The following is a 26,732-nucleotide window of genomic DNA, read 5'->3' as shown; positions in this document are numbered from 1 at the left end:
ATTTTTTTATAGTCCAAATCCACAAAGTTCTTCATTGTAACAACTTCTCAAAGCTGCAATCTTTTTACTTGCTTTACACCCCAATCCTGTTATAATGAGAGTATAGAAATTTGACTATTTTTGACCATTAAACAGGTCAGGCTAAATAAAGAAATGAGGTAGATGTATGCTTTGTCAAAACTGTAAAATAAACGACTCAACAATTCATCTTTATACCAATCTTAATGGAAAGCAAAAACAAATTGACCTCTGTCAAAACTGCTATAAGATTATCAAAACAGATCCTAATAATAGTCTCTTCAAAGGTATGACGGATCTGAACAATCGTGACTTTGATCCCTTTGGTGATTTCTTCAATGACCTAAACAATTTCAGGCCTTCTAACAATACTCCTCCGACTCCCCCAACCCAATCAGGTGGAGGTTACGGTGGAAATGGCGGTTATGGTTCCCAAAATCGTGGACCTGCTCAAACTCCTCCACCAAGCCAAGAAAAAGGCCTACTGGAAGAATTTGGTATCAACGTAACTGAAATTGCCCGTCGTGGAGATATTGACCCCGTTATTGGGCGCGACGATGAGATTATCCGTGTCATAGAAATTCTCAATCGCAGAACCAAGAATAATCCTGTTCTTATCGGTGAACCAGGTGTCGGAAAAACTGCCGTTGTCGAAGGTCTAGCTCAGAAAATCGTTGATGGCGATGTTCCACATAAACTCCAAGGCAAACAAGTTATCCGTCTGGATGTGGTTAGCCTAGTTCAAGGAACGGGTATCCGTGGACAATTTGAAGAACGCATGCAAAAACTCATGGAAGAAATTCGCAAACGTGAGGATATCATCCTCTTTATCGATGAAATCCATGAAATTGTTGGTGCAGGTTCTGCGGGCGATGGTAATATGGATGCAGGAAATATCCTCAAGCCAGCCCTTGCTCGTGGGGAACTGCAACTGGTCGGTGCCACTACCCTCAATGAATACCGTATCATTGAAAAGGATGCTGCCCTAGAGCGTCGTATGCAGCCTGTCAAAGTCGATGAACCAACAGTGGAAGAAACAGTCACTATCCTCAAAGGCATTCAAAAGAAATACGAAGACTACCACCACGTTCAGTATACCGATGCTGCAATTGAAGCAGCTGCAACTCTGTCCAATCGCTACATCCAAGATCGCTTCTTACCTGACAAGGCCATTGACCTCTTAGATGAAGCGGGTTCTAAGATGAACTTGACCTTAAATTTTGTGGATCCTAAAGTTATCGATCAGCGCTTGATTGAGGCTGAAAATCTAAAATCTCAAGCTACACGAGAGGAAGATTTTGAGAAGGCTGCCTACTTCCGCGACCAGATTGCCAAGTATAAAGAAATGCAAAAGAAAAAGGTCACAGACCAAGATACTCCTATCATCAGTGAAAAAACCATTGAGCATATTATCGAGCAGAAAACCAATATCCCTGTTGGTGATTTGAAAGAGAAAGAACAATCTCAACTCATCCATCTAGCCGAAGATCTCAAGTCGCATGTTATTGGACAGGATGATGCAGTCGATAAGATTGCCAAGGCTATTCGCCGGAATCGTGTCGGTCTCGGTACGCCAAACCGTCCAATTGGAAGCTTTCTCTTTGTCGGACCAACTGGTGTTGGTAAAACAGAACTTTCCAAACAACTAGCTATCGAACTCTTTGGTTCTGCTGACAGCATGATTCGCTTTGACATGAGTGAATACATGGAAAAACACAGCGTGGCTAAGTTGGTCGGCGCCCCTCCAGGTTATGTTGGCTACGATGAGGCTGGGCAATTAACTGAAAAAGTTCGTCGCAATCCATATTCCCTCATCCTTCTCGATGAAGTCGAAAAAGCTCACCCAGATGTTATGCATATGTTCCTCCAGGTCTTGGACGATGGTCGTTTGACAGATGGGCAAGGACGTACCGTTAGCTTCAAGGACGCCATCATCATCATGACTTCAAATGCTGGGACTGGTAAAGCCGAAGCCAGCGTTGGATTTGGTGCTGCTAGAGAAGGACGTACCAACTCTGTTCTCGGTGAACTCGGTAACTTCTTTAGCCCAGAGTTTATGAACCGTTTTGATGGTATTATAGAATTTAAGGCTCTCAGCAAGGACAATCTCCTTCAGATTGTCGAGCTTATGCTAGCAGACGTTAACAAGCGCCTTTCTAGCAACAACATTCATTTAGTTGTAACTGAAAAGGTCAAGGAAAAATTGGTTGACCTCGGCTATGATCCAAAAATGGGAGCACGCCCACTTCGTCGTACTATTCAAGACTATATTGAGGACGCAATCACTGACTACTACCTTGAAAATCCAAGTGAAAAAGACCTAAAGGCAGTTATGACCAGCAAGGGCAACATTCAAATCAAATCTGCCAAAAAAGCTGAAGTAAAGACTTCTGAAAAAGAAGTATAAATCCTATAGAAAAGGAGTAGAAAATGAAAATTTTCTGCTCCTTTTTATTAAAATAACTATAAATTCTTGACAGCTCGGCCTTTGTCCATTAAGATAATAATAAAGATAATAGATAATGAGGAAAATGCAATGGCAAACCCAACTTTCGGAGAAAAAAAAGCGAATACAGACTATGTTGCTCGTTATGGCGTATATGCTGTTATCCCTGATACTGAACAAAAACAAATTGTTCTTGTTCAAGCTCCCAATGGCGCTTGGTTCTTACCAGGTGGCGAAATTGAAGCAGGTGAAAATCATCAAGAAGCCCTAAAACGTGAATTGATTGAAGAGCTTGGCTTCACAGCTGAAATTGGTGCCTATTACGGACAAGCTGATGAATATTTCTACTCTCGTCACCGTGACACCTACTACTACAATCCTGCCTACCTCTATGAAGCGACTTCTTTCAAAGAAGTGCAAAAGCCACTAGAAGACTTTAATCATATTGCCTGGTTCCCTATTGACAAGGCGATTGAAAATCTCAAACGTGGTAGCCATAAATGGGCTATTGAATCTTGGAAAAAACAGCATAAGATTGACTAAATCAAGCTACTTTATTCAAAAAGTGCTATAATAGAATTAGAAAATCGGAGGAAATGTTATGAAGCTAATCAATACGACAAACTCACACTCGCAACTTGTTAAAAGCCAGCTAGAAAGTACAGATGCAACCCTTGTTGAGGTTTATTCTGCTGGAAATACTGATGTTATTTTTACCCAAGCTCCGCTTCACTATGAAATCCTCATCTCAAACAAACACCGCGCTATTCGTGAACCTGAAATCGAAGCTATTCAAGAATTTTTCTTGAAACGTAAAATTGATAAGGACTCTATTGATGAGGCCAATATCAAAACCCTCTATTCAGAAAAATTAATTGGAATTTCGATTCCAACCAAATAAAAAATTGGAGAGTTTAAAAAGCTTTTTGGACCTTATAGTACAAAACGAGGTTCTAACTTGCTTTTTGGATCATCTCCAATTTTTTATCTTGAAATCTTATCATACAAGATTTTATAGATAATTAAGGAGACAAACATGGGAGATATCATATATAGAGAGGCAAGACTTGAAGAAAGCGAAAAAATTGGAAAACTATTAGCCAATTCCTTTCTTGACTATCCTTTTTTAACGATTTTAAAAGACGATTTGAAGAAACCTGACTCCTATCCTGCTTTTGTAGAAACATTGCAAATTCTGCTTACTAGAGTCTATATTAAAAAAGGAAACTGTTTAGTTGCGGAACAAGATGGAGAATTACTTGCAGTTGCCCTTTTGCAACAAAAGGATTTCTGTATACTATCCTATCTACGAAATGGTGGAACAAACATTTTTCGCTACATTCGACCACGAAATCTTTTTAAATACTTTGACTTTGTAAAACGTTCCAAAAAGCACTTAAAACAATCAGGAGAGTTTGATTGGTATTTGATGGCTTTAGCTGTCGATATAGAAAGTAAGGGACAGGGAATTGGCAGTACTTTTCTGACACAAGGGATTGAACCTTATGTCAAATCAAAAGGCTGTAAACACTTGGGTTTCATTACCAGCACAGCAAGAAATGCCTCATTCTACGAAAAAAACGATTATGTCCTACTAGACTTTATGGAGATAGAATACGGTTCAAAATCAATTGGTAACTGGGCATTTTTAAAAACTATAAATAAATAAAAAAAATTTGGTGCTGCTTATCACAGAACCAAATCTTTTTTATTATGTTAGAAACGAATCGTCTCACGTGTTTTTTCGTATGAAGTGACAAAACGGTTGGTTACACCTGGTTCTGCAACTTCCAAAGCTTGCGAAATCTTATCAAATGAAGCATGATAATCAAATTCTTTTTCAAAAATTTCTAATGATTCATTAAAAGCTTCTTGAATTCGTTCATCAAATGAGCGATAACGGTTCGAATACTGTAGCAATTGTTCTGTCAACGTTGCATATTGAACAATATTATATGTTTCTTCTTCAAGTGCTTCCATATCATTTGTTGCAATTTCAAGCATCCGGTTCACAGCTTCTATATTGACCCGAGCTTCTTCTAGTTCAGCCATCAACTCTTCAGTATGGTTACTTGCTGTAAAGAACAACTGTAAGAAATTCTGAGGAATACCTGGAAGATTGCGTTTTTCCATATATCTCTTAATTGTGTGAAGACGATTAACATAAACATTTGCCTTCTGGCGAGCATTGATATCATCTTTTTCAATCTGAGCAAGACGTTGACTAACCTCAACTTGTTCATCTTCAATTTCCTTCAAAGTAGCTTGTAAGTTTTCCAAACGTTCTTCAAGGAATGAATAAGGTTCAGAATGTTCCTCTTGTTCAGAAGTTAGTTCCAATACAGATTCTTCTAAAGATTCTAACTCAGCTTGTAATCTATGAACATGACTAACATCCGTTTCAGATAGTAGGTAATTGTTACTCAATCGTTGAATATCTTCCACTAAAACAGCATTACTATCTTTCATGTGTTTCAAATATGTAGGAAGAGTTGCAACTAAGCCTTCTACTACTTTTTGAGCAGCGATTTCTCGTGTAAAGATATCATAGAGTGAATTGATTTCTTCTTGAACTTGAGTATTTTCATACTCAGCATTATCCAACTCTAATTGTGCAATATTTTCGTGGTTTTTCTTCAAAGATTCATAAAGCAATTGGAAGCGAGATTCAATATCCGTTTCAGCAAAATGATAGTTAGCATCTAAAAGCTTACGGTAACCATCCTCCAAATCTTCCAATTGATCAGGTAGCTCTTTAGATAATGTTTTTACAATCGCTGGCAGGCGGTCAACAATGTGACTCAAAGCCAAGATATGATTTTCAGCATTATCCAAAATTACAGCAGCTTCTACTGGGTCACCTGAAGTATTTAAAGTAACAAACTGAGAAAACTCTGATTGGATATTTTCTAATTGTTTTTCGATTTCAGATAAACCTTGGCCATATTCTTCAGAATGATCAGCCACTCGGTGTTGCAACTCTTCAAACAAGTCCAAGGTATGAAGAACACGTCCACTATTTTTAGACTCTTGTTTCTCCAAATCTGCCAAAGCATTGCGAATTGCCGCAATATCTTCTTCAATCAAGGTAATTTGACTCTCGATTTGGTCAATTTGATGACTGGCCTTGAAAAAACGGAATGAGTTGTTATAGCCTTCTGCCTCAAAAAGATTATTTTCGATATCAGCAAAAGAGTTAAGAGATAGGTCAACCCATTTTTGGTTCCACTCACGGAAAGTCACTTGACTTTGTCCAATCAAGTGCATATTTTTTACAGCTTCAACTTCATCATTAACTGGAAGATTGTACAGCTCTTCTTTTTTCTCTTCTAAAATTGCTAATTTACTTTCATTGCGTTTCCGTACATAAATTGCTATAGCATATGAAATCAGCAATATAATTGCAATTGCAATTATAAGATATACTACTAGACTATCAGACATATTAAACTCCTTTTTTACTTGAAACAATCGTAATGATTATATCATATTTTTTAGACCAAGGGAACTACTTCTCCCGATTTTTTAGACATCAAGTGTACTATAGACGGCATTTTCTTCGATAAATTCACGACGAGGCTCTACTCGATCCCCCATCAACATATCAAAGATTTTATCTGCTTCTGCAGCATCATCCACAGAAACTCTAGCCATCAAGCGATGCTCGGGATCCATGGTTGTTTCCCATAACTGATGATCGTCCATTTCACCAAGACCTTTATACCTCTGAATAGTTGGTTTGGCACGACCTTCACTGTGGCGGGCTAAGGCTTCTTGGAGTTTAATTTCTTGGTCTGCTCCTGGCTGGATATATTCTTTAATCTCGCTTCCAACCTTGACACCATAGATTGGAGGTTGGGCGATATAAACATAACCAGCTTCTAGGATTGGTTTCATATAACGATAAATCAAGGTTAAAAGAAGAGTACGAATGTGGGCTCCATCGACATCGGCATCGGTCATCAAAACAAGTTTTTGGTAACGAGCTTTTGAAACATCAAATTCTGCACCAAATCCTGTTCCCATCGCTGTGAAAAGACTACGAATTTCTTCGTTAGCTAGAATCTTATCCATACTTGCCTTTTCAACGTTCAAAATCTTACCGCGGATTGGAAGAATTGCCTGAAATTCACGGTTACGACCAGATTTTGCTGATCCACCAGCTGAGTCTCCTTCGACGATGAAGAGTTCTGTTTCCGCAGGATTGTTAGAAGAACAGTCTGCTAGTTTCCCTGGAAGGTTGGAAATTTCCAAACCAGATTTTTTACGAGTGACTTCTCGCGCACGCTTGGCAGCCACACGAGCCTTAGCAGCTAAAATTCCTTTTTCCACGATACGTTTGGCAATCTGTGGATTTTCCATGAGGAAATCAGAGAAGGCATCGCTGAAGAGGCGATTAGTAATCTTGACCACTTCACTATTCCCCAATTTGGTCTTAGTTTGTCCTTCAAACTGTGGATTTGGGTGTTTAACTGAGATAACAGCAGTTAATCCTTCACGAACATCTTCCCCTGTTAGGTTGTCTTCATTGTCTCTCAGTAACTTATTTTTACGAGCATAATCGTTGATAACACGTGTCAAGGCTGTACGGAAACCTTGCTCATGCGTTCCACCTTCATGGGTATGAATATTATTGGCGAAACTCATGACGTTTTCATGGTAACCAGTTGTGTACTGCATGGCTACTTCAACTGTGATATCATCCATCTCACCATCTGTGTAGATTGGTGTATCAAAGATTACATCCTTGTTCTCATTGATATATTCAACATAGCTAGCAATCCCACCTTCATAATGGTAATGCTTGGTTTGTTCCAAACCTTCGCGCTTATCTGTGATGGAGATTTGAAGACCGCGATTTAGAAAGGCCAACTCTTGAATCCGTTTATTTAATTTATCAAAATCAAAGGTTGTTGTTTCAGTGAAAATTTCTGGATCCGGTGTAAAGTGAACTGTTGTTCCAGTTTTATCCGTATCTCCAACCACCTCAAGGTCTGCGACAACATGACCACGACGGTATTCTTGGTAATGAATCTTACCATTTTTGTGGACATGAACATCTAATTGAGTTGAAAGGGCGTTAACAACTGAGGACCCTACTCCGTGAAGACCACCTGAGACCTTATATCCGCCACCGCCAAACTTTCCTCCAGCGTGAAGAACAGTAAAGACAGTCTCAACGGCAGGCCGACCTGTTTTTTCCTGAATATCGACTGGGATACCACGCCCATCATCGACAACAGTAATCGAATTATCTGGCTCAATAAAGACTTGAATATGGCTAGCAAATCCTGCCAAGGCCTCGTCAATTGAGTTATCAACAATTTCCCAGACTAGATGGTGAAGACCTTCCTTTGAGGTTGATCCGATATACATCCCTGGACGCATACGAACAGCCTCTAAGCCCTCTAAAACTTGAATTTGACTGGCATCATAATCTTGTGCCTGCAGATTTTTGATTTCTTCTGTCATCTTATTCCTTTTTCTTACATGTCTAATACTTGTCTTAAATTCACGATACTGGTAAACAAGTGGGTATCTAGTCCTGCAGCTTGACCTGCTTCGATATCAATAGGACGATCACCAATTACAAGACCAGAGCTAATCTGATACTTTTCTCTTAAATAAAGCATGGACTCAGGATTTGGTTTTCTCTTAAAGCCTGAGTTAGAAGTCACCACTTCTGTAAAATAAACTGCTATAGAGGTTTTTTCTAAAATTTCCAAGACTTGATTATTTCGGTGAGAGACCAAAAAATGACGGCCACCTTGATTTGAGATATCTTTCAATAAATCAGAAACTCCATCAAACAAAATCGGGTGTTCAAGCTCTCTGGCTTCATTTTCCTTGTACTTTTCTAAAAAATTCTCTAAGTTGGGAGCGAATGTCTCAATCGCAAAATCAGTAGAAACCTTTAAAGCCTGATAGACACTGTCATGGTCTTGTGTGATACCATACAGTGCCAATGTTTCAACAAAGGCAGCTGTTGAAGTTTCGTAATTATCTAGTAAAGTTCCACCTAAATCCCAGATATAATCGTGATATTTCATAGCTTTCATTATACCATTTTTTCCTTAAAAAAGCGATGATTTCCCTGAGTTTTCCACATAAAAAAACGAGAGTTTGACTCCCGTTTTACTGATTTTTACCAAAGACATCTCGATAGAGCATTCCTGTTCGTAAAGTCTCTGCGTCTCCTCCTAATTGCTCTACCAGCTCGTAGGCAAAGGCAAGGGCTGTTGAAGGGCCTCGACTGGTTGTCAATTGACCATCTACCACTACTGTTTCCTTGACGTAGTGACCATCAAGAATTTGCTCTTGAACACCGTCATAACAAGTGTACTGCTTGTTTTTCAATAGCTCTGCTTGATTGAGGGCAATTGGTGCAGCACAAATGGCTGCCAGTTTCTTCCCTTCTTGCTCGAAGCTTTGCAATTCTTGAATCAAGGCCTGATTATCGCGTAAATGTGCAGAACCAGGCATCCCTCCAGGAAGAACAATCATATCATAGTCTGATAAATCGCCATCAAAGACACGATCTGCTCTGACTTGGATTGCATGCGAACCAGTCACTTGCTCTTCAAAACCAACCATATCACAAGTAATATTTGCACGACGCAAGACATCTACAACTGTCAAAGCTTCAATTTCTTCAAAGCCTTGAGCTAACATAACTGCTACTTTTACCATGATTTTCTCCTTATTTGATTTGTTTTAATACAACCTTTTTCCGTTTGAATGAAACTTTTCCGCTCTTTTCTTCAGCTAGATTTGTCTGGTAACTCATCGATAAAAGCAAGCCAACGCCAATCAAGTTACTGATAATAGCCGATCCTCCTTGCGAAATAAAAGGCAAGGGAATCCCAGTCAAAGGAAGCAAACCTGTCACGGCACCGATATTCTCAAAGATATGGAAGAGCAACATCATAATCAAACCTGTGGAAATATAGGTATAGAACTGGTTATTTGATCTAAGAGTAATCTTCAACATACGGTAAATCAGCATGAGATAAAGGGCGATAACAAGGACTGAGCCAATAAAGCCAAAATCTTCTGCAATGACCGTGAAAATCATATCAGACTCTCTAACTGGAATAAGCAGATTAGAAGCATTAAACCCTTGTCCAAATAAGCCACCGCTTCCAATGGCAATCTGTCCTTGAGCCTGTTGGTAAGTGGTTGTTTGGGCAAAGTCAAATGGATTGAGCCAAGCCAAAATACGGTTAATTTGGTAGGTCGGCATTCCCAGTTGATGGAGAAAAGCCCGGCCGTCCTTGCTGATAAAAATAGCTAAGAAACCAGCAATTCCTGTTACAGCAGTCACAAAAACTGGGATAATAATTTTCCAAGAAACTCCTGATAGCAAGACGATTCCTGAGAAAATGGCTACAAAAACCAAAGCCGTCCCTAAGTCACTTTGAAGTGCCAAAAGAACTAGGACTGGAATGGTAAAGAGAATCATCCAGAAAATCAACAAGAAGTCCAGCGGAACTGTACGTCTCCATTCCTTATGTTTTTTTGTAAATTGGACAATCACACGAGCCAACATGAGGATATAGGATATCTTCATAAATTCTGACGGCTGGAACAAGGTAACACCATTTACCGATACCCAGTTTTTGGCACCCGTTGATGCAACTAAGCTTGGATTATAAAAGACAATCGGCAAGACCATAAGTCCCAAGCCTAAAATATACAGAAAAGGAGTCACCTTCCAAAGAAATTCTGTATTAAAGAGCATGACGACAAAACCAATCACAAGCCCCAAGGCAATCCAGGCGACCTGCTGCCCTAAAATGGGCAGAATATTATTTGGATAATCATGACTAACAGCTATATAGATAGCCACCACGCCAATAACCAGTAGAAAAAATACTGGCAAGAGCAAACTATAATCGACTCTAGAGTCGAGAGAACGTTTCATATATACTAACCTTATACCTTCATACAATACTATTTATCAAAGTTCATTTAAAAATTTATCAATAGCCTCATCAACTTCGGATCGAGAGACGGTTTTAACGGTCGCTTCTTTTGCTAGAGATGCTACTATCTGTTTGCCATATCGCTTTCCGACAATTCTCCTATCCAAAATAAGAGTTAAGGAACGTTGGTGTTCGCGTCTCATACTTCTTCCCAAAGCTTGCTTTAAACGAATAATGGCTATTGGCAACTGATAATCATAAAAGGCATTTTTTCCTTCCTGATTCAGTTCCTGATTAATCTTTTTCGTCAAGGGCTCTTGAGGATTTTGGAAAGGAAGTCTTGGTACAACTTGAATCACAAAAGGATGACTTGAAAAATCAACTCCCTCCCAGAAACTTGCTGCACCTAGCAGGATTTGTTGTTCACCTTTTTCAAAGCGTTTCTTAAGCTGATGAACATCCCCATTTTTATACTGGGCCAAGTGGCTAACTGGAAGTAAATCCGATACTGCTAGAAGCATGTCTTTAGCAGTAAAGAGAACTAAAATCGGTTGCTGGAAATCTTGAACATCCATCAGCAAATCAGCTACCTCTTTGGCGTAGACTTCTAAGGAGGTTTCTGTTACCAAGGGAAAATCCTTGACCAAGACCACTTCTTGATCCTGTTTTCCCCGAGCTTCAATCTTGACAAATTTGGCTTCAGGGTAGCCTAAAAGATCTGCCAAAGAAACCCTCTGACTAATCTCAAGAGTAGCCGACACTCCCAAGACTTGACATGAATTAGGTATTAAAGAAGATAGAAGAATACGGCCTGATTTTGTAGAAGAAATCTGAATTTTCTTTTGACTCGTTTCAATTGCTTCAAGCCAGTAATCTCTGTCAGCTGTAAAATAGCGAACCAGCTCCTCAAAGCCTTCTACCTCTAATTCTGAAAAATACTGATGGAGATTGGTCAGAGAATCCAAGATATTTTTCCTAGATTTTCCAGACTGAAATTGTTCAATCAAGTAAAGGCACTCAAAGCGAATACTTTCTAGTATTCGTTGCTGAACCTTATTTTGCTCCTCCAGTAAAGCCTTATCAAGCAAATCGATAATAGACTGGATATCGTAGGTCTCTTGAAGCAGATTTTCTAGAGCTAACAAAATCTTTTGAACTTCATCAATAATCAATAAACGGTCGCTGACAAATTCAGGATTATCTTCAAGTCTGGTTACAAGATAGGCATGATTGGTCACTAAAAGCTTGCAGGTTTGTGCCCTTTCTTGACTACGTTTCCAAAAATCTTCCGTCACAAATAAGCTCTGAGATGATAAATTCCCGTCATGACGAAGATCTGTTAGAAAATGTTGGTAACGGTATAGTTGCCCGATTTCATCCAAATCTCCTGTCTCTGTCTCAGTCAGCCAGACCAAGAGTTGCATTTTAAAGCGTCTAAATAAGCGATTTTCATCATTTTCCTGCAAGGAACGATAAAAGGAATCCAGCTTCAGATAATTGTGTGGTCCCTTTAAACTATGAATATCTATATGGAACACTTCCTTGAGATGTTTACCTTCTTCTTCCATGATCTGATTTTGAAGAATCTTTGTCGGAACACTAAGAACAATTTGATGCTCTTTGGCTTGAGATAAAGCGGGTAAGAGATAGCCATAGGTTTTCCCAATCCCTGTCGGTGCTTGAATCAGAGAGACAGGCTCATCTTTCAATAGCAAGCCAATCTCTTTAGCAAAACTTTCTTGTCGTTCCCTCACTTCAAGGTTCAACAAAGAAATATTTTTAGAAAAATCTTGGGATAGTTTTCGTGGCTCCAGGGGAGCTCCAGTTTTCTTGAAATACAGTCCTTGAACTTCGACCAAGTCTGGAGAACTCAGGATAGATTGGCTGCGATAAATTTCTTCAATAACCAGGTAGGACTCATATAAGAGGGCGTCAGCCATTTCCAGCAAGCGTTCCAAGAGTCCTTTAGGAAGTTGGGCCATCTTTTCTCGTAAAAAAAGAAGTAATTCCGCTGTAGCTTGGGCATCTGAAAGGGCTGTGTGAGCGTGTTTAAGAGGAATTCCTAATTCTCGACACAATATCGGCAAACTATATTTTTCCAGTTCAGGGAAAAAGACCTGAGCCAATTCGACCGTGTCAACACGAGGATTTCTTAGTTCATAGCCTTCAAAAAATAAATTTTCCGCCAAGAGATTAGCATCAAACTGAACATTATGTGCTACAAAAATCCCATCCTCCACCAAGTCAAAGATTTTTCTAGCAACTTGCGAAAAATCAGGTGCTTGCGCCAGACGTTGGTCTGTCAATCCTGTCAGTTCTTTGATATGAGCATCCAAGGGTTCATGTGGATTGACATCCGTCGTATAGTGATCGACGATTTTTCCGTCCTCAATCACAACAATCCCCACTTGGATAATTTTAGCCTTACTACCTGTGCTAGTTGCCTCTAAATCCACCACAACATAGCGATTACCAATCGTTTTCATTATAAAAATTATACCAAAAAAAGGGCTATTTGGCACCTGCAAACATGGGATAATTTTCAAACTCAAGAAGGTTACTTGTATTAAAAATCCCAACAAACAGAGCATTCTAGCCTACTAATTTTTTGAAAATATTGGAGAATAAGAAAAAATTGAGAGAAGAAATGTTTGCATCTTCCTTCTCTCAACGAATCATTTACTTTATTTAACCATGTCAGGATCGTAGTCGTAGAATCCTGTATCAAGAAAACGGTTTTTAGGGTGAAGTCTACGCACTTCTTCATCCAGCAAGAAGGCTTGGTCATGGCTAAAGTTACCATCTTGAATCAAGCTACGCGCTTGGATAAAGAGTTTTGCAATCTCAACAAAGTTCTGACCTGGAGTGTAGAGCCCTTCTAGTTTCCAGTGAGTGAAACCATGCTCTACCAATTCTGTCAATTTGGTCATCAAATCAAGATCATTGTTGGCAAAGATGTGGGTACCATGATTATCTTCAAAAATGGAATAATGGCTCTCTGGGTCACTTGGCTCTGCCAAGAAAAGGTCACGCTTGCGAGTCTTTTCATCATCGATATGCGTGAAGTTATAGTAGTTTTGCAAGAGCGGACGCTTAGAATGATGAATGACACTAGCTCCATAAACCAACACTTCAGCAGGAATTTCCAAAATCTCTGGCATCTTAAAGAGTTCAGCCGATGGAATTTCACGCGCCAATACAGCCTCAGATGCGCCAGCCTTTTGTCCCCAGAAGTTTATCTGACGACTGCTAGTTACCATAGTCGAAGCATCGTAGATGGTCTTAAATGAATAACCATCGCGGTTGACTACGTAAAAGACACCTGCATCCCCAATCGTAATATAGTCTGTCTTGATTTCTTCCAAGAAATCGAGGAAGGGCTTGATACGATCCATCATATCTTGGTGCATGAGGGCATTGACTGCAACGATCAATTCCTTACCAGCATCATGAACCAGCTTAGCGATTTCACGCAATTGGTCATGACTAAAGGTCGTTGGCAGACGAAGACCAAAATCTTTCTCACCGACATAGATACGGTCTACGCCAGCTTCGAGCAGTTGTTTAACTTGTTCAATACTTTCAGCAGTTGCTGTAATGATAATCTTTTCCATAAGAAAAATTATACCACATTTCTCAAAAATCAGCTATGAATACTGGGAATTTTCTAAAAAAGGCAAAGTCATTTTTTAAGGTTTGCAATTAAAAAGTGAACAGTAACTAGCACAGTTCACTCTCATTTTATGTAAGTGATTTTTCAACTAGGTAACCATCATTCATAACATAAATACGGTCAACCTTATCAAGAAGTCGTGTATCATGTGTAATCATGATAACTCCTCTACCTTGTTCGTGGGCAATGGCAGCCAACATCTCCGTTACTTGGTAAGCACGCTGGGTATCCAGACTGGCTGTCGGCTCATCTGCAAGAACGATGCTTGGATTGTTATAAAGTGCTCTAGCAATTGCGGCCCGTTGACATTCGCCACCTGATAAAGCCTTGGGATACTGATCTTGTACCTTTTCCAAATCCAACAAGTCAAGTAACTCTTTTCGATCACTTTTACTATTTTTTCCCTTATCTAGTCTGTCAATCAAATCCAGCTGTTCCTTGACCGTTAGAAAAGGAATTAAGTTTGAAGCCTGAAGAATAAAGCCAAACTCTCTAAAACGGAGGTCTGTTTTCTCCTTCTCCGTCAAACTGCCTGTTTCCTTCCCCTTTACCAAAATCTTTCCACTCGATGCTTCCTGAAGTTGTCCTAGAGTCGTTAGAAAAGTCGTCTTTCCAGAACCTGAAGGCCCAACGATAGCTACGAACTCTCCTGCATTTAGCTGAAAATTCGTCTCATGCAGGGCTACGACTTTCATCTTTCCTTCCCCGTAGGTTTTTGTCACTTGAGTCATTTCAATCAATGCTGTCATACTATTCTCCTTATCATTCTGCAATCGCAGTAATCGGGTCCACCTTTAGCAAGCGTGGAAGTGAAATGACACCACCTAGCATGGCCATCAAACAAATCACCAAGCTTAGGACAGAATAGGCTAACCAACTTGGGTAGAAAAAGAAGGTAGCTGGCAAGACTAAAATCACTCCTCCAATAGCAAGCAAGGCTAAAGCGATCCCCATACCAGCTAGGAAGAAGATTTGACAGAAAAGAGACCATACAATAGTTTTGATCTGTATTCCCTGAGCCCGCATTATTCCATAAAGTCCTAGTTTTTGTATGGTAATGATATAAACAAATATACCCACAATCAAGCCTGTAATGATAATCATAGCAAGAATCATCCCTGAAAATACATTAACTTGAGGTGTGTAACCAGGAATTTTCGAAATCATTTTTGGGATGGAAATCTGTTTCAATCCATCGCCAGCCAATTCTATATCATTTTTCAATACCAAGGCAGAGATCGATTTATTAGATTTTAAAGTTCCTTGTAAGGTCCAATAAGTTGTCAAACTCGAAAAGACAACAGGCTCAGTAAAAAATTTATTTCCTTGAGTCAGCCCTACAATCTTGTAACTTACTTCGCTTCCATTGAGTTGAATGGCATCACCTAGCTTGATTCCATAATTCTCAAAGGACTGATCCACAACCACCTCATCGTCCCCTTCAGGATAACGCCCCTCCTTCAAACTAGGTGAAATAAAAGAGTCCCACTCCTGAGCAAAGATGGAAACATTGACCTTTTCACTATCACCGACTAGATTGGTCACAGCGAACATATAACCCAGTGGAGCTGCCTCTTTAGAACTCTTATCCTTATAATCCTTTTCAGGAATAAAAGATGCCGTCAAATTATCATTTGCGTAGTCAGATAAAACCACACCCGTCGCTTGCCAATTATCAATAGCGGCTCGGTTGTTTCGCACAAGACCAAGAGCTAAGCTGGTCATAAAAAAGACCATGAAAGCGATAAGAAAAATGGTAGTTAAAATCAAACTATATCGAAGTTTGTTTTGTAATATTTCTTTGATAGCAAGATACATGCTTATCTCCTTTAACTTTTCAAGAGGTATCGATTAGACACCCTACTACTATAAAAATAGGAGACAGAAAATCTGTCTCTGTATTCAAAACAAATCTCACTAATCAAATTAAATAAAATCAAGAAAATAAGGAAACACATTTTCGTAAAAAAGAATCATTTGGTAGCTCTATTTCCTTGATAATATAAGCAATTATGAATATTAATAAGTATTTGGTGTCCATCCATCCTATCATTTTCACATTATGGTGTCAAGAAAAGTGATTTTGAAAAGGGACTTTATTCTTTTTGTAACCTTTCTGTAATAATTCTCTGCTGAAAAAATGATAAAATAGGTATGTACTGTTAAGGAGAGAATAATGCCCGTAAGAAAATTACAATCCTATGAGGTAGACTATCAAGAAGAATTAAGTCAGCAGGTTCCTCGCTATCAAGATTATACACCTGAAGCGCAATCTGATGCCAATCTCAAGGAAATCCTATTTTTTGTTAATATCGCTGTTTTTTGTATCTGTATTGCTATCTTTAGTTTTATCTTTTTAGCATTAAAATTATCACCTGCTCTTGCATTTGCCGCAGCAATCGGATCCAGCTTACTTGTTTTAAAAGTTCAACGGTCTATCATCAAACGAAAACGTAGAAGATAAATCCAAAATATCGCCCCGTCTGGAGCGATATTTTTATTTTTTCTTTTTAGATGGTGTGTGGATGGCAATCTTCACTTCAAAGATTGTTCCCTTTGGTTTATTATCTTTAACAGTAATGGTTCCTTTTAGGGCATCTACAATTTGCTTGGCTAGGGATAAACCTAAACCAAAACCACCTTTTTGACGGGTTCTAGCCTTGTCCACTCGATAAAAACGATCAAAAATTTTCTTCTTATCTTCCGCGGAAATACCGACTCCATTATCAGACACAAGTAAATACAGATTACGATCAGTCGCTGAAATCATAAAATCAATTTCACCATCCTCCTCAGTATATTTGATAGCATTATCAAATAGGATGGTCATCAGTTGTTTTAGTAAAAGTTGATCTGTGACAATCGTTCGATGGATGCGATTTTCAAAACGGAAGACACGGTCATTTTCCGAAGCAATCATTTCATAGTTTGTGAAAGTCGTATTGAAAAAACTGGTTGGAACTTCTGCAAGTTCCGGCTTAATCCCATCATCTCTACGAGCTAAATTCAACAAGTTCGTCGTCAAAAACCGCATATTTCGGACTTCTTCCAAACTCGATGCAATGCTTTCACTCACATCCATAATGGTTGCCTCTGGCTTGCGAAAAAGGGTCTCTAAGCGATTTTGCAAAACTGCGAGTGGAGTTCGTAACTCATGACTGGCATTTTCCACAAAGGACTGTTGCTTCTGCATGCTCTCAAGAAGAGGACGAACACTGACCCTAGCCAGATAGAGACTGGCAAGCAAAGACAGAATCCAGAAACTTGCCATCACAATCACAATCAATTGCTCATGCTTTTGACTTGCTTGCTCCAACTGACTGGTATTAATCAAGACAGCCGCATACTTGATATTGGTTGAAACTGAACTGATATTCGTTTCCATCAAAATCATGCGATAGATTTCTTCTTGTCCATAGCTATTAAAAACCTGAATCTGATAGATATGACCTAGTTCTTTCTTCTCTAACTTAATCTTATCCAATCCCAAAAATCGATTTCCAGAAAGGAGCTGGGTAAAATTCTTATCAAAAAGAATAACCTCCGTATTGGAGCTGACATTTGGTTTCACCTCAGTCTTGCTAGAATCTGTAGTAGCATTCTCTAAGTCTTTAATCTCTTCTGTTGCCCTATTTACAGCAAGCTGAATAACTGCCTGAGGATTTTCACTCAGCCCATGAAGCTTATCATCCACCGAAGTATAGAGACTCGAATGCATGACCTGCAAAATAATCAGAGTCATGGTAGAGAAAATCAGAGTGAAGACACCAAAGTTGCGGATAAAATAACTAAAATCATCCGCATACCATGTTTTTTTTAGTTTACTGAACATCTTTTAAAATATACCCAACACTGCGCAAGGTTTGCAAATTCTCTGCAAAAGTGGTTCCTTTTAATTTCTTACGGACTTTTGAAACATAAACTTCGACAACCGAAATCGTTGTGTCACTATCAAATCCCCATAGACGATCAAAAATCTGAGTCTTGGGTAAAATAACATTTTGATTTTGAAGGAAATAAACTAATAAATCAAACTCTTTCCCCAGTAATTCGACAGGAGTATCTTCAACCTTAACGGTATTGGTTGACAAATTAACCACAATATTTCCATAAGTCAAGGTATTTTCATTAAACTTACCTGAACGTTTGAGAAGGGCTTGAATCCGCATTTTGAGTTCTTCTAGGTAGAAAGGTTTGGTCAGATAATCATCCGCTCCTAGTTCAAAACCATGTCCCTTGTCATCCAAACTTTCCTTGGCAGTCATGATCAGAACTGGAGTCGTAATCCCCTTTTCGCGCAATTCTTTCAAGACTTGGAAGCCATTTTTTTCAGGCAACATCAAATCGAGCAAAATCAAATCATAGACTCCACTCTCAGCTTCGTAGAGACCTTCTTCCCCATCAAATACCTGCATGACATCCGCAAAATCGTCTAAAAAGTCAAATACCGAATTTGACAGGCCTAGGTCATCCTCAACTAATAAGATTTTTATCATGAGAAACTCCTCCTTATTAAAACCATTATACCAAATTTGCCTTAAAAAAAACTCAACTCTCTGCATTTTACATGAGATAGCTGAGTTTTCTTTTTATTTTAGGCTTATTTATGCATTTCCGTACTGAAGAACGACTGCTTCCACTGCAGCTTTTTCACGGTTAATCAAGTCAACACGCGCTGCAATCTCCTTGATTCCCATACCGATGTTACGGCTAAGAGCAAGGTCAGAAAGTTGCGGTTCAAAGAATTCCTTGTACTCTGCCAAACGTTGCTGAGTCTTAAATACATGCGCAGGAAGGATAACAAAGCTATCAAAGCTCATATCTCCTCCAAGGGCTGCCTTAATCCAAGCCCAGTTTTCACGAGCCCAAGACCAAGCTGTTTCCTGAGTTACTTGGTGAGCTAGGAATTGGTAATACCAAGCAGACAAGTCTTGTGGTTTAACCACAAATTTGTCCTTCCAAGCAGCAATCAAAGTTTGGATATTGTCCGCATCTTTACTATAGGCAAGAGCAGCTGCCAACTGACGTTTAAAGACAGCATCTGTTGCATGAGTATAAGTATCAAGATAAAGTGCTAACAAGTCTTTAGTCTCATGATGTTTCATCTCATTGATCAGAACTTGTGAGCGAATAGCTGCTGGAAGTCCTGCAAGATTCTCCTTGTGAGCCGCGAAGATTTGGCTAGCGACTTGACTAGCTTCTGCATCATTTGAGCGAATCATCATAGAAACAGCCAACTGACGAACCAATTCATCCTCATCTGATTCTCCGTCTTTAGCTTCAAAACCAAGACGGTTATAGTTGTGACGAGCCAATTTAGCAACCAAGGCTTTGAAGGCTCTTTCAGCTTCTGTTCCTTCATCGATAAAGCGCTCAAGGGCAGAAATTACTTGAGAGACAGCTGAAACGACAAGGTAAGATTCTTCCTTAGCAAGCTTATCAAGGACTGGAAGCAAGTCAGCATAAGAAATGTGCCCTGCTTCAGCAAGCAGACGTCGTTCTTGAACAATCTGCAATTTGCTTGTGTTATCAAGTTCAACTAGGTCAGCAAGAATAGCATCTAGCAAGTCTCCTTGATAGTCTGTAATGTAGTGGGCTGTATTTTCTGTGTTGAGGCGAAGTGCTGTTTTGTTTTCAGCAAGAAGAGCTGCGTAGCCTGGAATTTCGATGCTTTCAGTTTCAAGTGTATCAGGCAAGCCTTTCCAGTTGCTATTGAGTGGCACAACCCAGAGACGGTTCTTGTCTTCGTTCTCACCGATAAAGAATTGTTTTTGTGAAATCTTCAAAACATCATTTTCAACTTTGACAGTGAGAACTGGGTAACCAGGCTGTTCCAACCAAGAATCCATAAAGGCTGCGACATCACGTCCAGACGCTTGACCAAGAGCATCCCAAAGGTCACGACCAATTGTATTGCTGTACTGATGTTTTTCAAAGTAGGCATGCAAACCTTTGGCAAAATCGGCATCACCTAGCCAACGACGAAGCATGTGCATGAGGCGACTTCCTTTGGCATAGACGATAGCTCCGTCAAAGAGCGTATTGATTTCATCTGGATGTTTAACTTCGACGTGGACAGACTGAACACCATCAGTCGCATCTCGTTCAAGAGCGTGAGGCACTCCACCTGTTTGGAAATCTTCAAAGATATTCCAGCTTGGCTCAATGGCATCCACACAGACATATTCCATCATGTTAGCAAAGCTTTCATTGAGCCAAAGGTCATCCCACCATTTCATAGTAACGAGATTGCCAAACCATTGGTGAGCCAATTCATGGGCCACAACAAGGGCAACTTGTTGACGACTGGCAAATGTAGAGTTTTCATCTACAATTAAGCAAACTTCACGGTAGGTCACAAGACCCCAGTTTTCCATAGCACCAGCTGAGAAGTCAGGAAGGGCGATATGGAGAGATTGAGGGATTGGATACTTAACTCCATAGTAATCTTCGTAAAACTCGATTGAGCGAACAGCGATGTCCAGTGAGAAATCAAGGTTAGATAATGGGTGGGCTTTGGTTGAGTAGACACCTACAAGGGTACCGTTTTTAGTTTTAGCCGTCACACCTTGCAAATCACCCGCAACAAAGGCTAACAAGTAAGAAGACATGCGAGGTGTTGTCTCAAACTTCCAGATACCTGTTTCCTTACGGTTTTCAACATCGATTTCTGGCATGTTAGACAAGGCCACTTCACCTTCTGCTTGGTCAAAACGTAGAGAGAGGTCAAAAGTTGCTTTGGCTTCTGGCTCATCCACACATGGAAAGGCTTCGCGCGCAAAATGACTCTCGAACTGAGTAGACAAAACTTCCTTCTTGATTCCATCAACTGTGTAATAAGAAGGGTAAATCCCTGTCATGTTGTCTGTAATTTTTCCTGAGAAAGCGATAGCCACTTTAACTTGACCAGCCTCAGCTAATTCAATATGAAGGGCTTCATTTTCATGGTCAACTGTAAATGGACGAGCTTGACCTGCAACTTCTGCAGAAGCGATTTCCAAGTCTTTTTGGTGGAGGGAGATGCGGTCACTCTGTGCTTGACCAGTGATGGTCACTTTCCCTGAAAACGTCTTGGTCTCACGACTCAAGTCTAAAAATAAATCATAATGTTCAGGAACAAATTGCGTAATAAAATGTTCAACTGCTTGCATAGTTTTCTCCTATCTAAGTTTAAGAGCTAGAGCTCTTCTTCAAACAAACTTATTATATCATGTTTTGCTTAAGAAAAAAGGATTGGACAGCGATTTCCAAAACTTTCTTCCTTCTGCAGTCTACAGTGGGTAGACCTTGCGAAATTCTTCTAAAACAACCTTGCTTTCAGGTGTAAAAGTCAGTCCTACTTCTTTCAGCCACTCGGCGAAACAATTCTCATGAACCTGACGCCAATAGGTAAGTGATTTGTCTCCCTCACCTTCCTTATAGGCATGTTCAGCTGACACTCGATTGAAGGATTCAACAGAAACCTTTGTAATTTCGACAATACAGACAGCCTGATTTTGACTGTCTAAAATGACATCAAAGGTCCCTTCTTGAGGAAGAGACTCGGCTTCTAGTGCATAGAGGTCGTAGGCTGAGGCTGTTGCAGTCTTTTCGCCTTTTAAAACCAAATCTGCTAAAAGATCTGGTTCCACTCCAAAAGCCCAAGCATCGATTTCATCTCCTATAGAGGGGTTAATTTTCTTGTAGTCATTCCACATTTCTTGCGGTGTCATGGGTGCTCCTTTGTAATTTTTTACTTTCTTCTTTTATGTGTTTAAGATGATCTGGATGGTCAATCTCTAAATTAAAAATCTCTGGAATAGAACTATAGTGGATAATGCATTCGATACCCATCTGATTCATTTTTTGTATGAAAGAAGTATTCAGATAGCCTGCTACAGCAAAATCAATCTTTTCCATCCTTGCTTTATCCTGCATCTGTATTAACATATCTAACATAATTGGACTTTCCATATCATGCCATTGACTGTTTCTCACAGTGGCAAAAACAAAAGAAGTCAAATCATTCATTCCAACTACAATCTTTGAAATATCAGCTTCCAGTATGCTGTCCAAGTCAAAATATGCTGACGGTAATTCAATCATCGTGGCAATTTTCCCAGTAAAACCCTGCTGACGCAATACTGTAATAGCTTGCTTTAACTGCTCAGCATCATTGACAAAAGGAAAGATAACAGATAGATTGGGATTGTTTTGATAAACTTCTGTAACGACATGTGCTTCAGCCTGAAATTCATCCGGACACGCCAGCAAACGCCTCGTTCCTCTATATCCAAACAAGGGATGATTTTCATCAAAATACTCTTTAGTCCCCTTTAGACAATTAGCTTCTGTATTCGTTAATTCAGAAAAACGATACCAAACTTCCTTACCTGAGTACAGGGAGCAAATAGTATCAAGATAATCTTTCACAAATTTCTGGCAACTTGGTAGTAGTATGTTTTGGTTGAGTTCTCTCAACAAGTATTCCCCACGAATCATTCCAATGTGGTGAAATAGTTGTGGGTAAACTTTTTCATCAAGTTTTTCGCCACTAAGAGCAAGTTGGTTTTTCATCATTCACCTCGTCTTAAAAGATACAATATCAGATATCATTATCATTATATGAAACTTTCCTCTAGTTCAAAAGCTTCATAAGGTTCAACTAACTCATATCCTAAAAATTCTGCTACTTTTTTGGAAGCCTCGTTATGAGCATCCCAAATAGGAAACATATCTCTATTTAAACTCTCTAGAATCATTGCAGCACCAAGTTTTTTAGCAAATCCATTTCCTTGTTCGTTTGGTCTAGTTGCAACTTCCACTTCAACTGCTCCACGGTAAACTAACCCTGAGGAAATCCCAGCAATCAGTTCATTATTTTTAAGAATCACAAAGCCAAATCCACCTTTTAAAACAAAATCCTGATAGGACTCAAAATCCCCCTGTAAATCTTGTGACCATTCTTCCTCAGAAAAGCAGTTATAAATATGATTATCAATAGGCACAATATTGTAATCTTCCTCTAACTGACTAACTAGATTATTTAGAAATTCAACTTGAAAATTTTCCTTATCTTTAAAAGAATAACGAGTAAAAGAAATTAGCTCCACTTTCCGATGCAGAAAATCTTGCCAATTGGTATTTTCTGAAATAATAATCTTATAATCTAAACCATATTTCCTAACAAAATCTTCCCAAAATCTGGAATCCAACTCCCCTGCTAGGTATAGAAAATTCCCAACATCATAAAAGCTTGTTGTCCTATCACTGTTTCGGTAGACAGTTCCGATTTGAGATTTAAGACCATAGAGAACCATATTTTTCTTCCATGTTTTAAATAGTTCCATTATCCCCCTACTTCACCTTCCAATTCATATACAAGGTCTTGTCCAATTCTGGAAATCCTAATAATTCAGTCTTAACCTTCAATACTAATGGCGATGCATTTTCTTCCGTGATTTTTTGAATATCCATCCAAACATATCCCAGCGAATCATTCGCACCATCAGATACAGCTTCCGAAATCGTAACTTGAGGTGCCTCCTCATTCATTTCAACATCATACAAGGCCATGACATGGTGAACCATAAAATTTTTTAATTCTTCCCTGACAAAAATATCGTAGATTCGAGGATTGGAGTAGCTTCTAACAGTGTATCCCGTCTCTTCCAAAACTTCTCTAGTCAGCGTTTCCGTCAGTCCTTCACCAAGTTGCTGACTGCCTCCAGGTAGATCATACCGATGTTGATAAGGGCTTCTCGTTTTTTCAATGCAGAGTAACTTCCCATTTTCAAAGCAAACAGCGTAGACTCCAAAGTGTCTTTTGATTTCCATCAGATCCTCCTACTTCAAAGACCATCCGCCATCTATTGTCAGAATTTGTCCCTGCATGGTGTTTGCTTTTCCACTTGCTAAGAAAAGGCTAATCTCTGCTATTTCCTCTGGCTTAATCCAACGCTTGATTGGTGTTTCACTAGCCACCCAGTCCGCTAAACCACCTGGCTCAAAGTCCGCAGCAGTCATAGCTGTCTTGACTGCTCCTGGAGCGATACCAAAGATCTGAATCCCAGCTTCTGCATAGTCTAAAGCCAACTGCTTGGTGAAGCCAGCCAAGGCGTGCTTCGAAGAAGTATAGGCGTGTCCACCGCCACCTGCTAGGCTAGAAGCAATAGAGCACATATTGATGATGATTCCCTTTTTATTCTCCAACATTTGCGTCAAATAATAGCGAGTCAACTCTACTGGAGTAACGTAGTTAATTTCAAAAATTTCTTGAATTTCCTGCGCTGTCTGTTCCAAAAGTGGTTTATAATCATCCAAAACTCCCGCAGTATTGCACAAAACATCAACCCGAGGACACCAATCAAAAACAGGTTCCAAGTCCAAGGTCAAATCTCTCTGTAAAAAGTGAAAATCACCCTCTAAGAGTGGATTTTCACCTTGGTCAACTCCATAAACTTGATAGCCCTTCTCTAAAAAGAGGCAAGCTTGAGCCAGACCAATCCCTGAACTCACTCCTGTAATCAATACACGTTTAGTCATTCACTTCTACCCAATCTATCGCCAAAACATCACAAGGTGTCGGACTCCACATGGAAAAACCTTCTCCTTCTCCAGACACGTTGATTAGGAAATAAGGTGTCACTTCAAGTGCAACCCCGTTTTGTTCAATGGTGTCAAAAAGTTGGACATAGTTTTCCGCACCTCCCCAACCAGTTCGTACATATTTTTTCTTAGCCTTTAAGCCAGGCAGGATCTCTTCAAATGTCATGTTTTTCTCCTTTAATATCAATAATTCTCCCCTTCATTATAACAAAAAAACCGCTTTAAAACGGCTTTTTGACTGTGATTTATTTACATCTGCTTCTACTTACGGCAAATTATTCCCTGCAGCTAGATAAATTTCATACCATTCTTTTCTTGTTAAGCTAAAGTTTGCCGCTTGGCTAACTTCTCTCAAGTGCTTAGGATTTGTTGTACCTACGACTGCCTGCATTTTTGCTGGATAACGCAATATCCAAGAAATGGCAATAGTTGAAGAGGTTACTCCATATTTAATAGCTAAACGATCAAGTACTTGATTTAAAGCTTGAAATTTCTCATTTCCAACAAAATTCCCTTTAAAATACCCGAATTGTAAGACAGACCATGCTTGAATGACCACATCGTGTAATTGGCAATATTCAAAAATGCTGCCATCTCGCATAGCTGCTTGACTATCTTCCATATTAACATGAAAACCTGATTCGAATCCTGGTGTAAAAGCCGCACTCAATTGTAGCTGATTAACAGCTAACGGCTGCTTGACATCTTTTTTAAGTAACTCCATCATCATAGGATTTTGATTAGAAACTCCAAAATTTCGGACCTTACCTTGTTTATAAAGGAGATCAAAGGCTTCTGCTACTTGGTCAGATTCCATCAAAGCATCTGGTCGATGAAGAAGCAAGCTATCTAGATGATCAATCTTCAATCTTTGCAAAATACCGTCTACTGATTTTATAATATAGTCCTTAGAAAAATCAAAATAGATAAATTCTTCAATGCGAATGCCACATTTTGACTGAATCCACATCTTTTCTCTTAAATCTAGACGATTTTTTAGGACAAGACCTAACAGTTCTTCACAACGACCAAGACCATATATATCAGCCAAGTCAAAAGCATTGATTCCAACAGAAAGTGCTGTTTCTACAAGCTCTTCAACTTCTTTTACGGACTCATCTTCTATTCTCATCATTCCGAGAACAATTTCTGATAATTCTTTGTCATCTTGACCAAGAGTTATGTATCTCATCAAATTTTTCTCCTTTGATTCTACATTCTTCATTTAATTATAACAAAAAACCGCTTTGCAACGGCTTTTTGACTATATTTCACTCCATTTTATCTTCTTAAACCCACGGAACAAGACAAAGATTCCAATAAAGAGGACAGCTAAAGGAATAACTTTTGTAAGAAAAACATTTGAAATTCCCATCCACTCATAGTAACGGAGCAGAGAACCTACAATAAGATGGGCAACAATCATACTGACAAAGGGACGAAAGACCGCTTCTTTCCAATTCCAAATACTGATGACTAGAGAAAGCGTAAAGACAAGGAAACTATCCCAGGGAGCAGGAAGATAAAAGGCCCCTTCTTGTATGAAACTTGCCATTCCTACATATCCTAGAACGACTAGCAGAACAAGACTTCCAACGACAATATAAGTGCCAATTTTCATCTTAGGAGAATCTTGGACTAAACTTCTTCGTAAAATTGTAGCCACAAGCCCAAATCCGACCAGAAAAAGAAGAAGTTGGCCTAAAAACGTAAGCAAATTGACTGTTAAGAGAGGACCTTTAGAAAAATCACCTAATAGTTGATAGTAGCGTAATACTGCTAAAATAAGAATTGGCGTCAAAAGGGACTCTTTGATAGAACTGCGAGGTGCTTCCTTGAGCATCTCTTTCATTATTGTTTTAGGATTCTTACCTAGATAATCCTCTGCACTCATCCCGTCTCGTTCTGCTTCTGAGAAATCTAGCATCATCAAATAGATCTGCTCTCTGAGATAGTCCTCATCATAGAGAAATCCAGCAAGATTAAAACTATCCCACAGTTCCTCAAAATACTTTTGATTCTCCTCAGAAAACTCATGTAGCAAAGCGCTTGTTTCTTCATAATACTTCATTTTCTTCATGGT

At 39.3% G+C, this 26,732-nt stretch carries 25 protein-coding genes; 5 read left to right on the top strand and 20 right to left on the bottom strand.

The window, feature by feature from the left end:
• Positions 1-166: 166 nt before the first annotated feature.
• From ACLNCV_RS06920 to ACLNCV_RS06905, 4 genes are all read left to right on the top strand, one after another.
• Positions 167-2,425: an ATP-dependent Clp protease ATP-binding subunit gene (locus ACLNCV_RS06920; protein WP_261126455.1), complete on the top strand. Its 2,259-nt coding sequence runs from the start codon at positions 167-169 to the stop codon at positions 2,423-2,425.
• 129 nt (positions 2,426-2,554) lie between these two features.
• Complete coding sequence (locus tag ACLNCV_RS06915) at positions 2,555-3,007, top strand: NUDIX hydrolase (RefSeq protein ID WP_125454548.1); 453 nt, start codon at positions 2,555-2,557, stop codon at positions 3,005-3,007.
• A 58-nt stretch (positions 3,008-3,065) separates the two neighbouring features.
• Positions 3,066-3,365, top strand: a complete 300-nt coding sequence (locus ACLNCV_RS06910) for a DUF1827 family protein (RefSeq protein ID WP_000767189.1) — start codon at positions 3,066-3,068, stop codon at positions 3,363-3,365.
• A 135-nt stretch (positions 3,366-3,500) separates the two neighbouring features.
• Entirely contained in the window at positions 3,501-4,133 is a 633-nt protein-coding gene (locus ACLNCV_RS06905; protein WP_261028838.1) for a GNAT family N-acetyltransferase, read from the top strand.
• Between the two features lie 47 nt (positions 4,134-4,180).
• Here ACLNCV_RS06905 and ezrA read toward each other — a convergent pair whose 3' ends face one another.
• From ezrA to ACLNCV_RS06860, 9 genes are all read right to left on the bottom strand, one after another.
• Complete coding sequence (gene ezrA, locus ACLNCV_RS06900) at positions 4,181-5,908, bottom strand: septation ring formation regulator EzrA (protein WP_049515687.1); 1,728 nt, start codon at positions 5,906-5,908, stop codon at positions 4,181-4,183.
• Positions 5,909-5,989: 81 nt separating this feature from the next.
• On the bottom strand, positions 5,990-7,936 hold the full coding sequence (gene gyrB / locus ACLNCV_RS06895; protein ID WP_424845028.1) for a DNA topoisomerase (ATP-hydrolyzing) subunit B: 1,947 nt from the start codon (positions 7,934-7,936) through the stop codon (positions 5,990-5,992).
• Positions 7,937-7,950: 14 nt separating this feature from the next.
• Positions 7,951-8,514 (bottom strand): HAD family hydrolase, encoded by a 564-nt coding sequence (locus tag ACLNCV_RS06890; RefSeq protein WP_185757728.1) that lies wholly within the window; start codon positions 8,512-8,514, stop codon positions 7,951-7,953.
• 85 nt (positions 8,515-8,599) lie between these two features.
• Positions 8,600-9,154 (bottom strand): DJ-1 family glyoxalase III, encoded by a 555-nt coding sequence (locus ACLNCV_RS06885; RefSeq protein ID WP_125454544.1) that lies wholly within the window; start codon positions 9,152-9,154, stop codon positions 8,600-8,602.
• Between the two features lie 10 nt (positions 9,155-9,164).
• On the bottom strand, positions 9,165-10,388 hold the full coding sequence (locus tag ACLNCV_RS06880) for an FtsW/RodA/SpoVE family cell cycle protein (protein WP_150922614.1): 1,224 nt from the start codon (positions 10,386-10,388) through the stop codon (positions 9,165-9,167).
• A gap of 36 nt (positions 10,389-10,424) precedes the next feature.
• Entirely contained in the window at positions 10,425-12,875 is a 2,451-nt protein-coding gene (locus tag ACLNCV_RS06875; RefSeq protein ID WP_261077903.1) for a bifunctional DnaQ family exonuclease/ATP-dependent helicase, read from the bottom strand.
• A gap of 198 nt (positions 12,876-13,073) precedes the next feature.
• Positions 13,074-14,003: a peptidase U32 family protein gene (locus ACLNCV_RS06870; RefSeq protein ID WP_150922612.1), complete on the bottom strand. Its 930-nt coding sequence runs from the start codon at positions 14,001-14,003 to the stop codon at positions 13,074-13,076.
• 127 nt (positions 14,004-14,130) lie between these two features.
• Positions 14,131-14,811, bottom strand: coding sequence for an ABC transporter ATP-binding protein (locus ACLNCV_RS06865; RefSeq protein ID WP_049542991.1), 681 nt, complete (start codon positions 14,809-14,811; stop codon positions 14,131-14,133).
• 13 nt (positions 14,812-14,824) lie between these two features.
• Positions 14,825-15,880 carry an ABC transporter permease gene (locus tag ACLNCV_RS06860; protein WP_049542989.1) on the bottom strand — a complete coding sequence of 352 codons (1,056 nt, stop codon included), beginning with the start codon at positions 15,878-15,880 and terminating at the stop codon, positions 14,825-14,827.
• A 358-nt stretch (positions 15,881-16,238) separates the two neighbouring features.
• On the opposite strand from ACLNCV_RS06860, the gene ACLNCV_RS06855 reads away from it, so the two are divergent.
• Positions 16,239-16,526: a DUF3270 domain-containing protein gene (locus ACLNCV_RS06855; RefSeq protein ID WP_049488701.1), complete on the top strand. Its 288-nt coding sequence runs from the start codon at positions 16,239-16,241 to the stop codon at positions 16,524-16,526.
• A gap of 33 nt (positions 16,527-16,559) precedes the next feature.
• On the opposite strand, the gene ciaH is transcribed toward ACLNCV_RS06855, so the two are convergent.
• The 11 genes from ciaH to ACLNCV_RS06800 all read right to left on the bottom strand — a co-directional run bounded on the left by ciaH (position 16,560) and on the right by ACLNCV_RS06800 (position 26,729).
• A complete protein-coding gene (gene ciaH / locus ACLNCV_RS06850) occupies positions 16,560-17,894 on the bottom strand; it encodes a two-component system sensor histidine kinase CiaH (protein WP_153198788.1) in 1,335 nt (444 codons plus the stop codon).
• Complete coding sequence (gene ciaR, locus ACLNCV_RS06845) at positions 17,884-18,558, bottom strand: two-component system response regulator CiaR (protein ID WP_000590639.1); 675 nt, start codon at positions 18,556-18,558, stop codon at positions 17,884-17,886. The genes ciaH and ciaR overlap by 11 nt, the downstream gene beginning before the upstream one ends.
• Before the next feature lie 108 nt (positions 18,559-18,666).
• A complete protein-coding gene (locus tag ACLNCV_RS06840; protein WP_424845027.1) occupies positions 18,667-21,213 on the bottom strand; it encodes a M1 family metallopeptidase in 2,547 nt (848 codons plus the stop codon).
• 120 nt (positions 21,214-21,333) lie between these two features.
• Positions 21,334-21,774, bottom strand: coding sequence for an ASCH domain-containing protein (locus ACLNCV_RS06835; protein ID WP_049542979.1), 441 nt, complete (start codon positions 21,772-21,774; stop codon positions 21,334-21,336).
• Positions 21,749-22,618, bottom strand: a complete 870-nt coding sequence (locus ACLNCV_RS06830) for a putative PEP-binding protein (RefSeq protein ID WP_049542977.1) — start codon at positions 22,616-22,618, stop codon at positions 21,749-21,751. Before ACLNCV_RS06830 ends, ACLNCV_RS06835 begins: the two co-directional genes overlap by 26 nt.
• 44 nt (positions 22,619-22,662) lie before the next feature.
• On the bottom strand, positions 22,663-23,391 hold the full coding sequence (locus ACLNCV_RS06825; RefSeq protein ID WP_125454533.1) for a GNAT family N-acetyltransferase: 729 nt from the start codon (positions 23,389-23,391) through the stop codon (positions 22,663-22,665).
• A 7-nt stretch (positions 23,392-23,398) separates the two neighbouring features.
• Positions 23,399-23,878: an NUDIX hydrolase gene (locus ACLNCV_RS06820; protein WP_125454532.1), complete on the bottom strand. Its 480-nt coding sequence runs from the start codon at positions 23,876-23,878 to the stop codon at positions 23,399-23,401.
• A gap of 9 nt (positions 23,879-23,887) precedes the next feature.
• Positions 23,888-24,586, bottom strand: coding sequence for a 3-oxoacyl-ACP reductase (locus ACLNCV_RS06815; RefSeq protein WP_424845026.1), 699 nt, complete (start codon positions 24,584-24,586; stop codon positions 23,888-23,890).
• A complete protein-coding gene (locus tag ACLNCV_RS06810) occupies positions 24,579-24,815 on the bottom strand; it encodes a DUF2829 domain-containing protein (RefSeq protein WP_060628540.1) in 237 nt (78 codons plus the stop codon). The genes ACLNCV_RS06815 and ACLNCV_RS06810 overlap by 8 nt, the downstream gene beginning before the upstream one ends.
• Positions 24,816-24,914: 99 nt before the next feature.
• Positions 24,915-25,841: an aldo/keto reductase gene (locus ACLNCV_RS06805; RefSeq protein ID WP_424845025.1), complete on the bottom strand. Its 927-nt coding sequence runs from the start codon at positions 25,839-25,841 to the stop codon at positions 24,915-24,917.
• Between the two features lie 72 nt (positions 25,842-25,913).
• Positions 25,914-26,729 (bottom strand): hypothetical protein, encoded by an 816-nt coding sequence (locus ACLNCV_RS06800; protein WP_424845024.1) that lies wholly within the window; start codon positions 26,727-26,729, stop codon positions 25,914-25,916.
• Positions 26,730-26,732 lie beyond the last annotated feature (3 nt).

Origin of the sequence: Streptococcus sp. CL5.50 (assembly GCF_049738015.1) — a bacterium.
Classification (GTDB): domain Bacteria; phylum Bacillota; class Bacilli; order Lactobacillales; family Streptococcaceae; genus Streptococcus; species Streptococcus mitis_CA.
Note: the sequence above shows the minus strand (reverse complement) of the source record. Positions and strands in the feature narration are given on the sequence as shown.

Coding starts and splice junctions, on each gene's coding strand:
- ACLNCV_RS06920 (WP_261126455.1), top strand. CDS start 167: ATGCTTTGTCAAAACTGTAAAATAAACGACTCAACAATTCATCTTTAT.
- ACLNCV_RS06915 (WP_125454548.1), top strand. CDS start 2,555: ATGGCAAACCCAACTTTCGGAGAAAAAAAAGCGAATACAGACTATGTT.
- ACLNCV_RS06910 (WP_000767189.1), top strand. CDS start 3,066: ATGAAGCTAATCAATACGACAAACTCACACTCGCAACTTGTTAAAAGC.
- ACLNCV_RS06905 (WP_261028838.1), top strand. CDS start 3,501: ATGGGAGATATCATATATAGAGAGGCAAGACTTGAAGAAAGCGAAAAA.
- ezrA (WP_049515687.1), bottom strand. CDS start 5,908: ATGTCTGATAGTCTAGTAGTATATCTTATAATTGCAATTGCAATTATA.
- gyrB (WP_424845028.1), bottom strand. CDS start 7,936: ATGACAGAAGAAATCAAAAATCTGCAGGCACAAGATTATGATGCCAGT.
- ACLNCV_RS06890 (WP_185757728.1), bottom strand. CDS start 8,514: ATGAAATATCACGATTATATCTGGGATTTAGGTGGAACTTTACTAGAT.
- ACLNCV_RS06885 (WP_125454544.1), bottom strand. CDS start 9,154: ATGGTAAAAGTAGCAGTTATGTTAGCTCAAGGCTTTGAAGAAATTGAA.
- ACLNCV_RS06880 (WP_150922614.1), bottom strand. CDS start 10,388: ATGAAACGTTCTCTCGACTCTAGAGTCGATTATAGTTTGCTCTTGCCA.
- ACLNCV_RS06875 (WP_261077903.1), bottom strand. CDS start 12,875: ATGAAAACGATTGGTAATCGCTATGTTGTGGTGGATTTAGAGGCAACT.
- ACLNCV_RS06870 (WP_150922612.1), bottom strand. CDS start 14,003: ATGGAAAAGATTATCATTACAGCAACTGCTGAAAGTATTGAACAAGTT.
- ACLNCV_RS06865 (WP_049542991.1), bottom strand. CDS start 14,811: ATGACAGCATTGATTGAAATGACTCAAGTGACAAAAACCTACGGGGAA.
- ACLNCV_RS06860 (WP_049542989.1), bottom strand. CDS start 15,880: ATGTATCTTGCTATCAAAGAAATATTACAAAACAAACTTCGATATAGT.
- ACLNCV_RS06855 (WP_049488701.1), top strand. CDS start 16,239: ATGCCCGTAAGAAAATTACAATCCTATGAGGTAGACTATCAAGAAGAA.
- ciaH (WP_153198788.1), bottom strand. CDS start 17,894: ATGTTCAGTAAACTAAAAAAAACATGGTATGCGGATGATTTTAGTTAT.
- ciaR (WP_000590639.1), bottom strand. CDS start 18,558: ATGATAAAAATCTTATTAGTTGAGGATGACCTAGGCCTGTCAAATTCG.
- ACLNCV_RS06840 (WP_424845027.1), bottom strand. CDS start 21,213: ATGCAAGCAGTTGAACATTTTATTACGCAATTTGTTCCTGAACATTAT.
- ACLNCV_RS06835 (WP_049542979.1), bottom strand. CDS start 21,774: ATGACACCGCAAGAAATGTGGAATGACTACAAGAAAATTAACCCCTCT.
- ACLNCV_RS06830 (WP_049542977.1), bottom strand. CDS start 22,618: ATGAAAAACCAACTTGCTCTTAGTGGCGAAAAACTTGATGAAAAAGTT.
- ACLNCV_RS06825 (WP_125454533.1), bottom strand. CDS start 23,391: ATGGAACTATTTAAAACATGGAAGAAAAATATGGTTCTCTATGGTCTT.
- ACLNCV_RS06820 (WP_125454532.1), bottom strand. CDS start 23,878: ATGGAAATCAAAAGACACTTTGGAGTCTACGCTGTTTGCTTTGAAAAT.
- ACLNCV_RS06815 (WP_424845026.1), bottom strand. CDS start 24,586: ATGACTAAACGTGTATTGATTACAGGAGTGAGTTCAGGGATTGGTCTG.
- ACLNCV_RS06810 (WP_060628540.1), bottom strand. CDS start 24,815: ATGACATTTGAAGAGATCCTGCCTGGCTTAAAGGCTAAGAAAAAATAT.
- ACLNCV_RS06805 (WP_424845025.1), bottom strand. CDS start 25,841: ATGAGATACATAACTCTTGGTCAAGATGACAAAGAATTATCAGAAATT.
- ACLNCV_RS06800 (WP_424845024.1), bottom strand. CDS start 26,729: ATGAAGAAAATGAAGTATTATGAAGAAACAAGCGCTTTGCTACATGAG.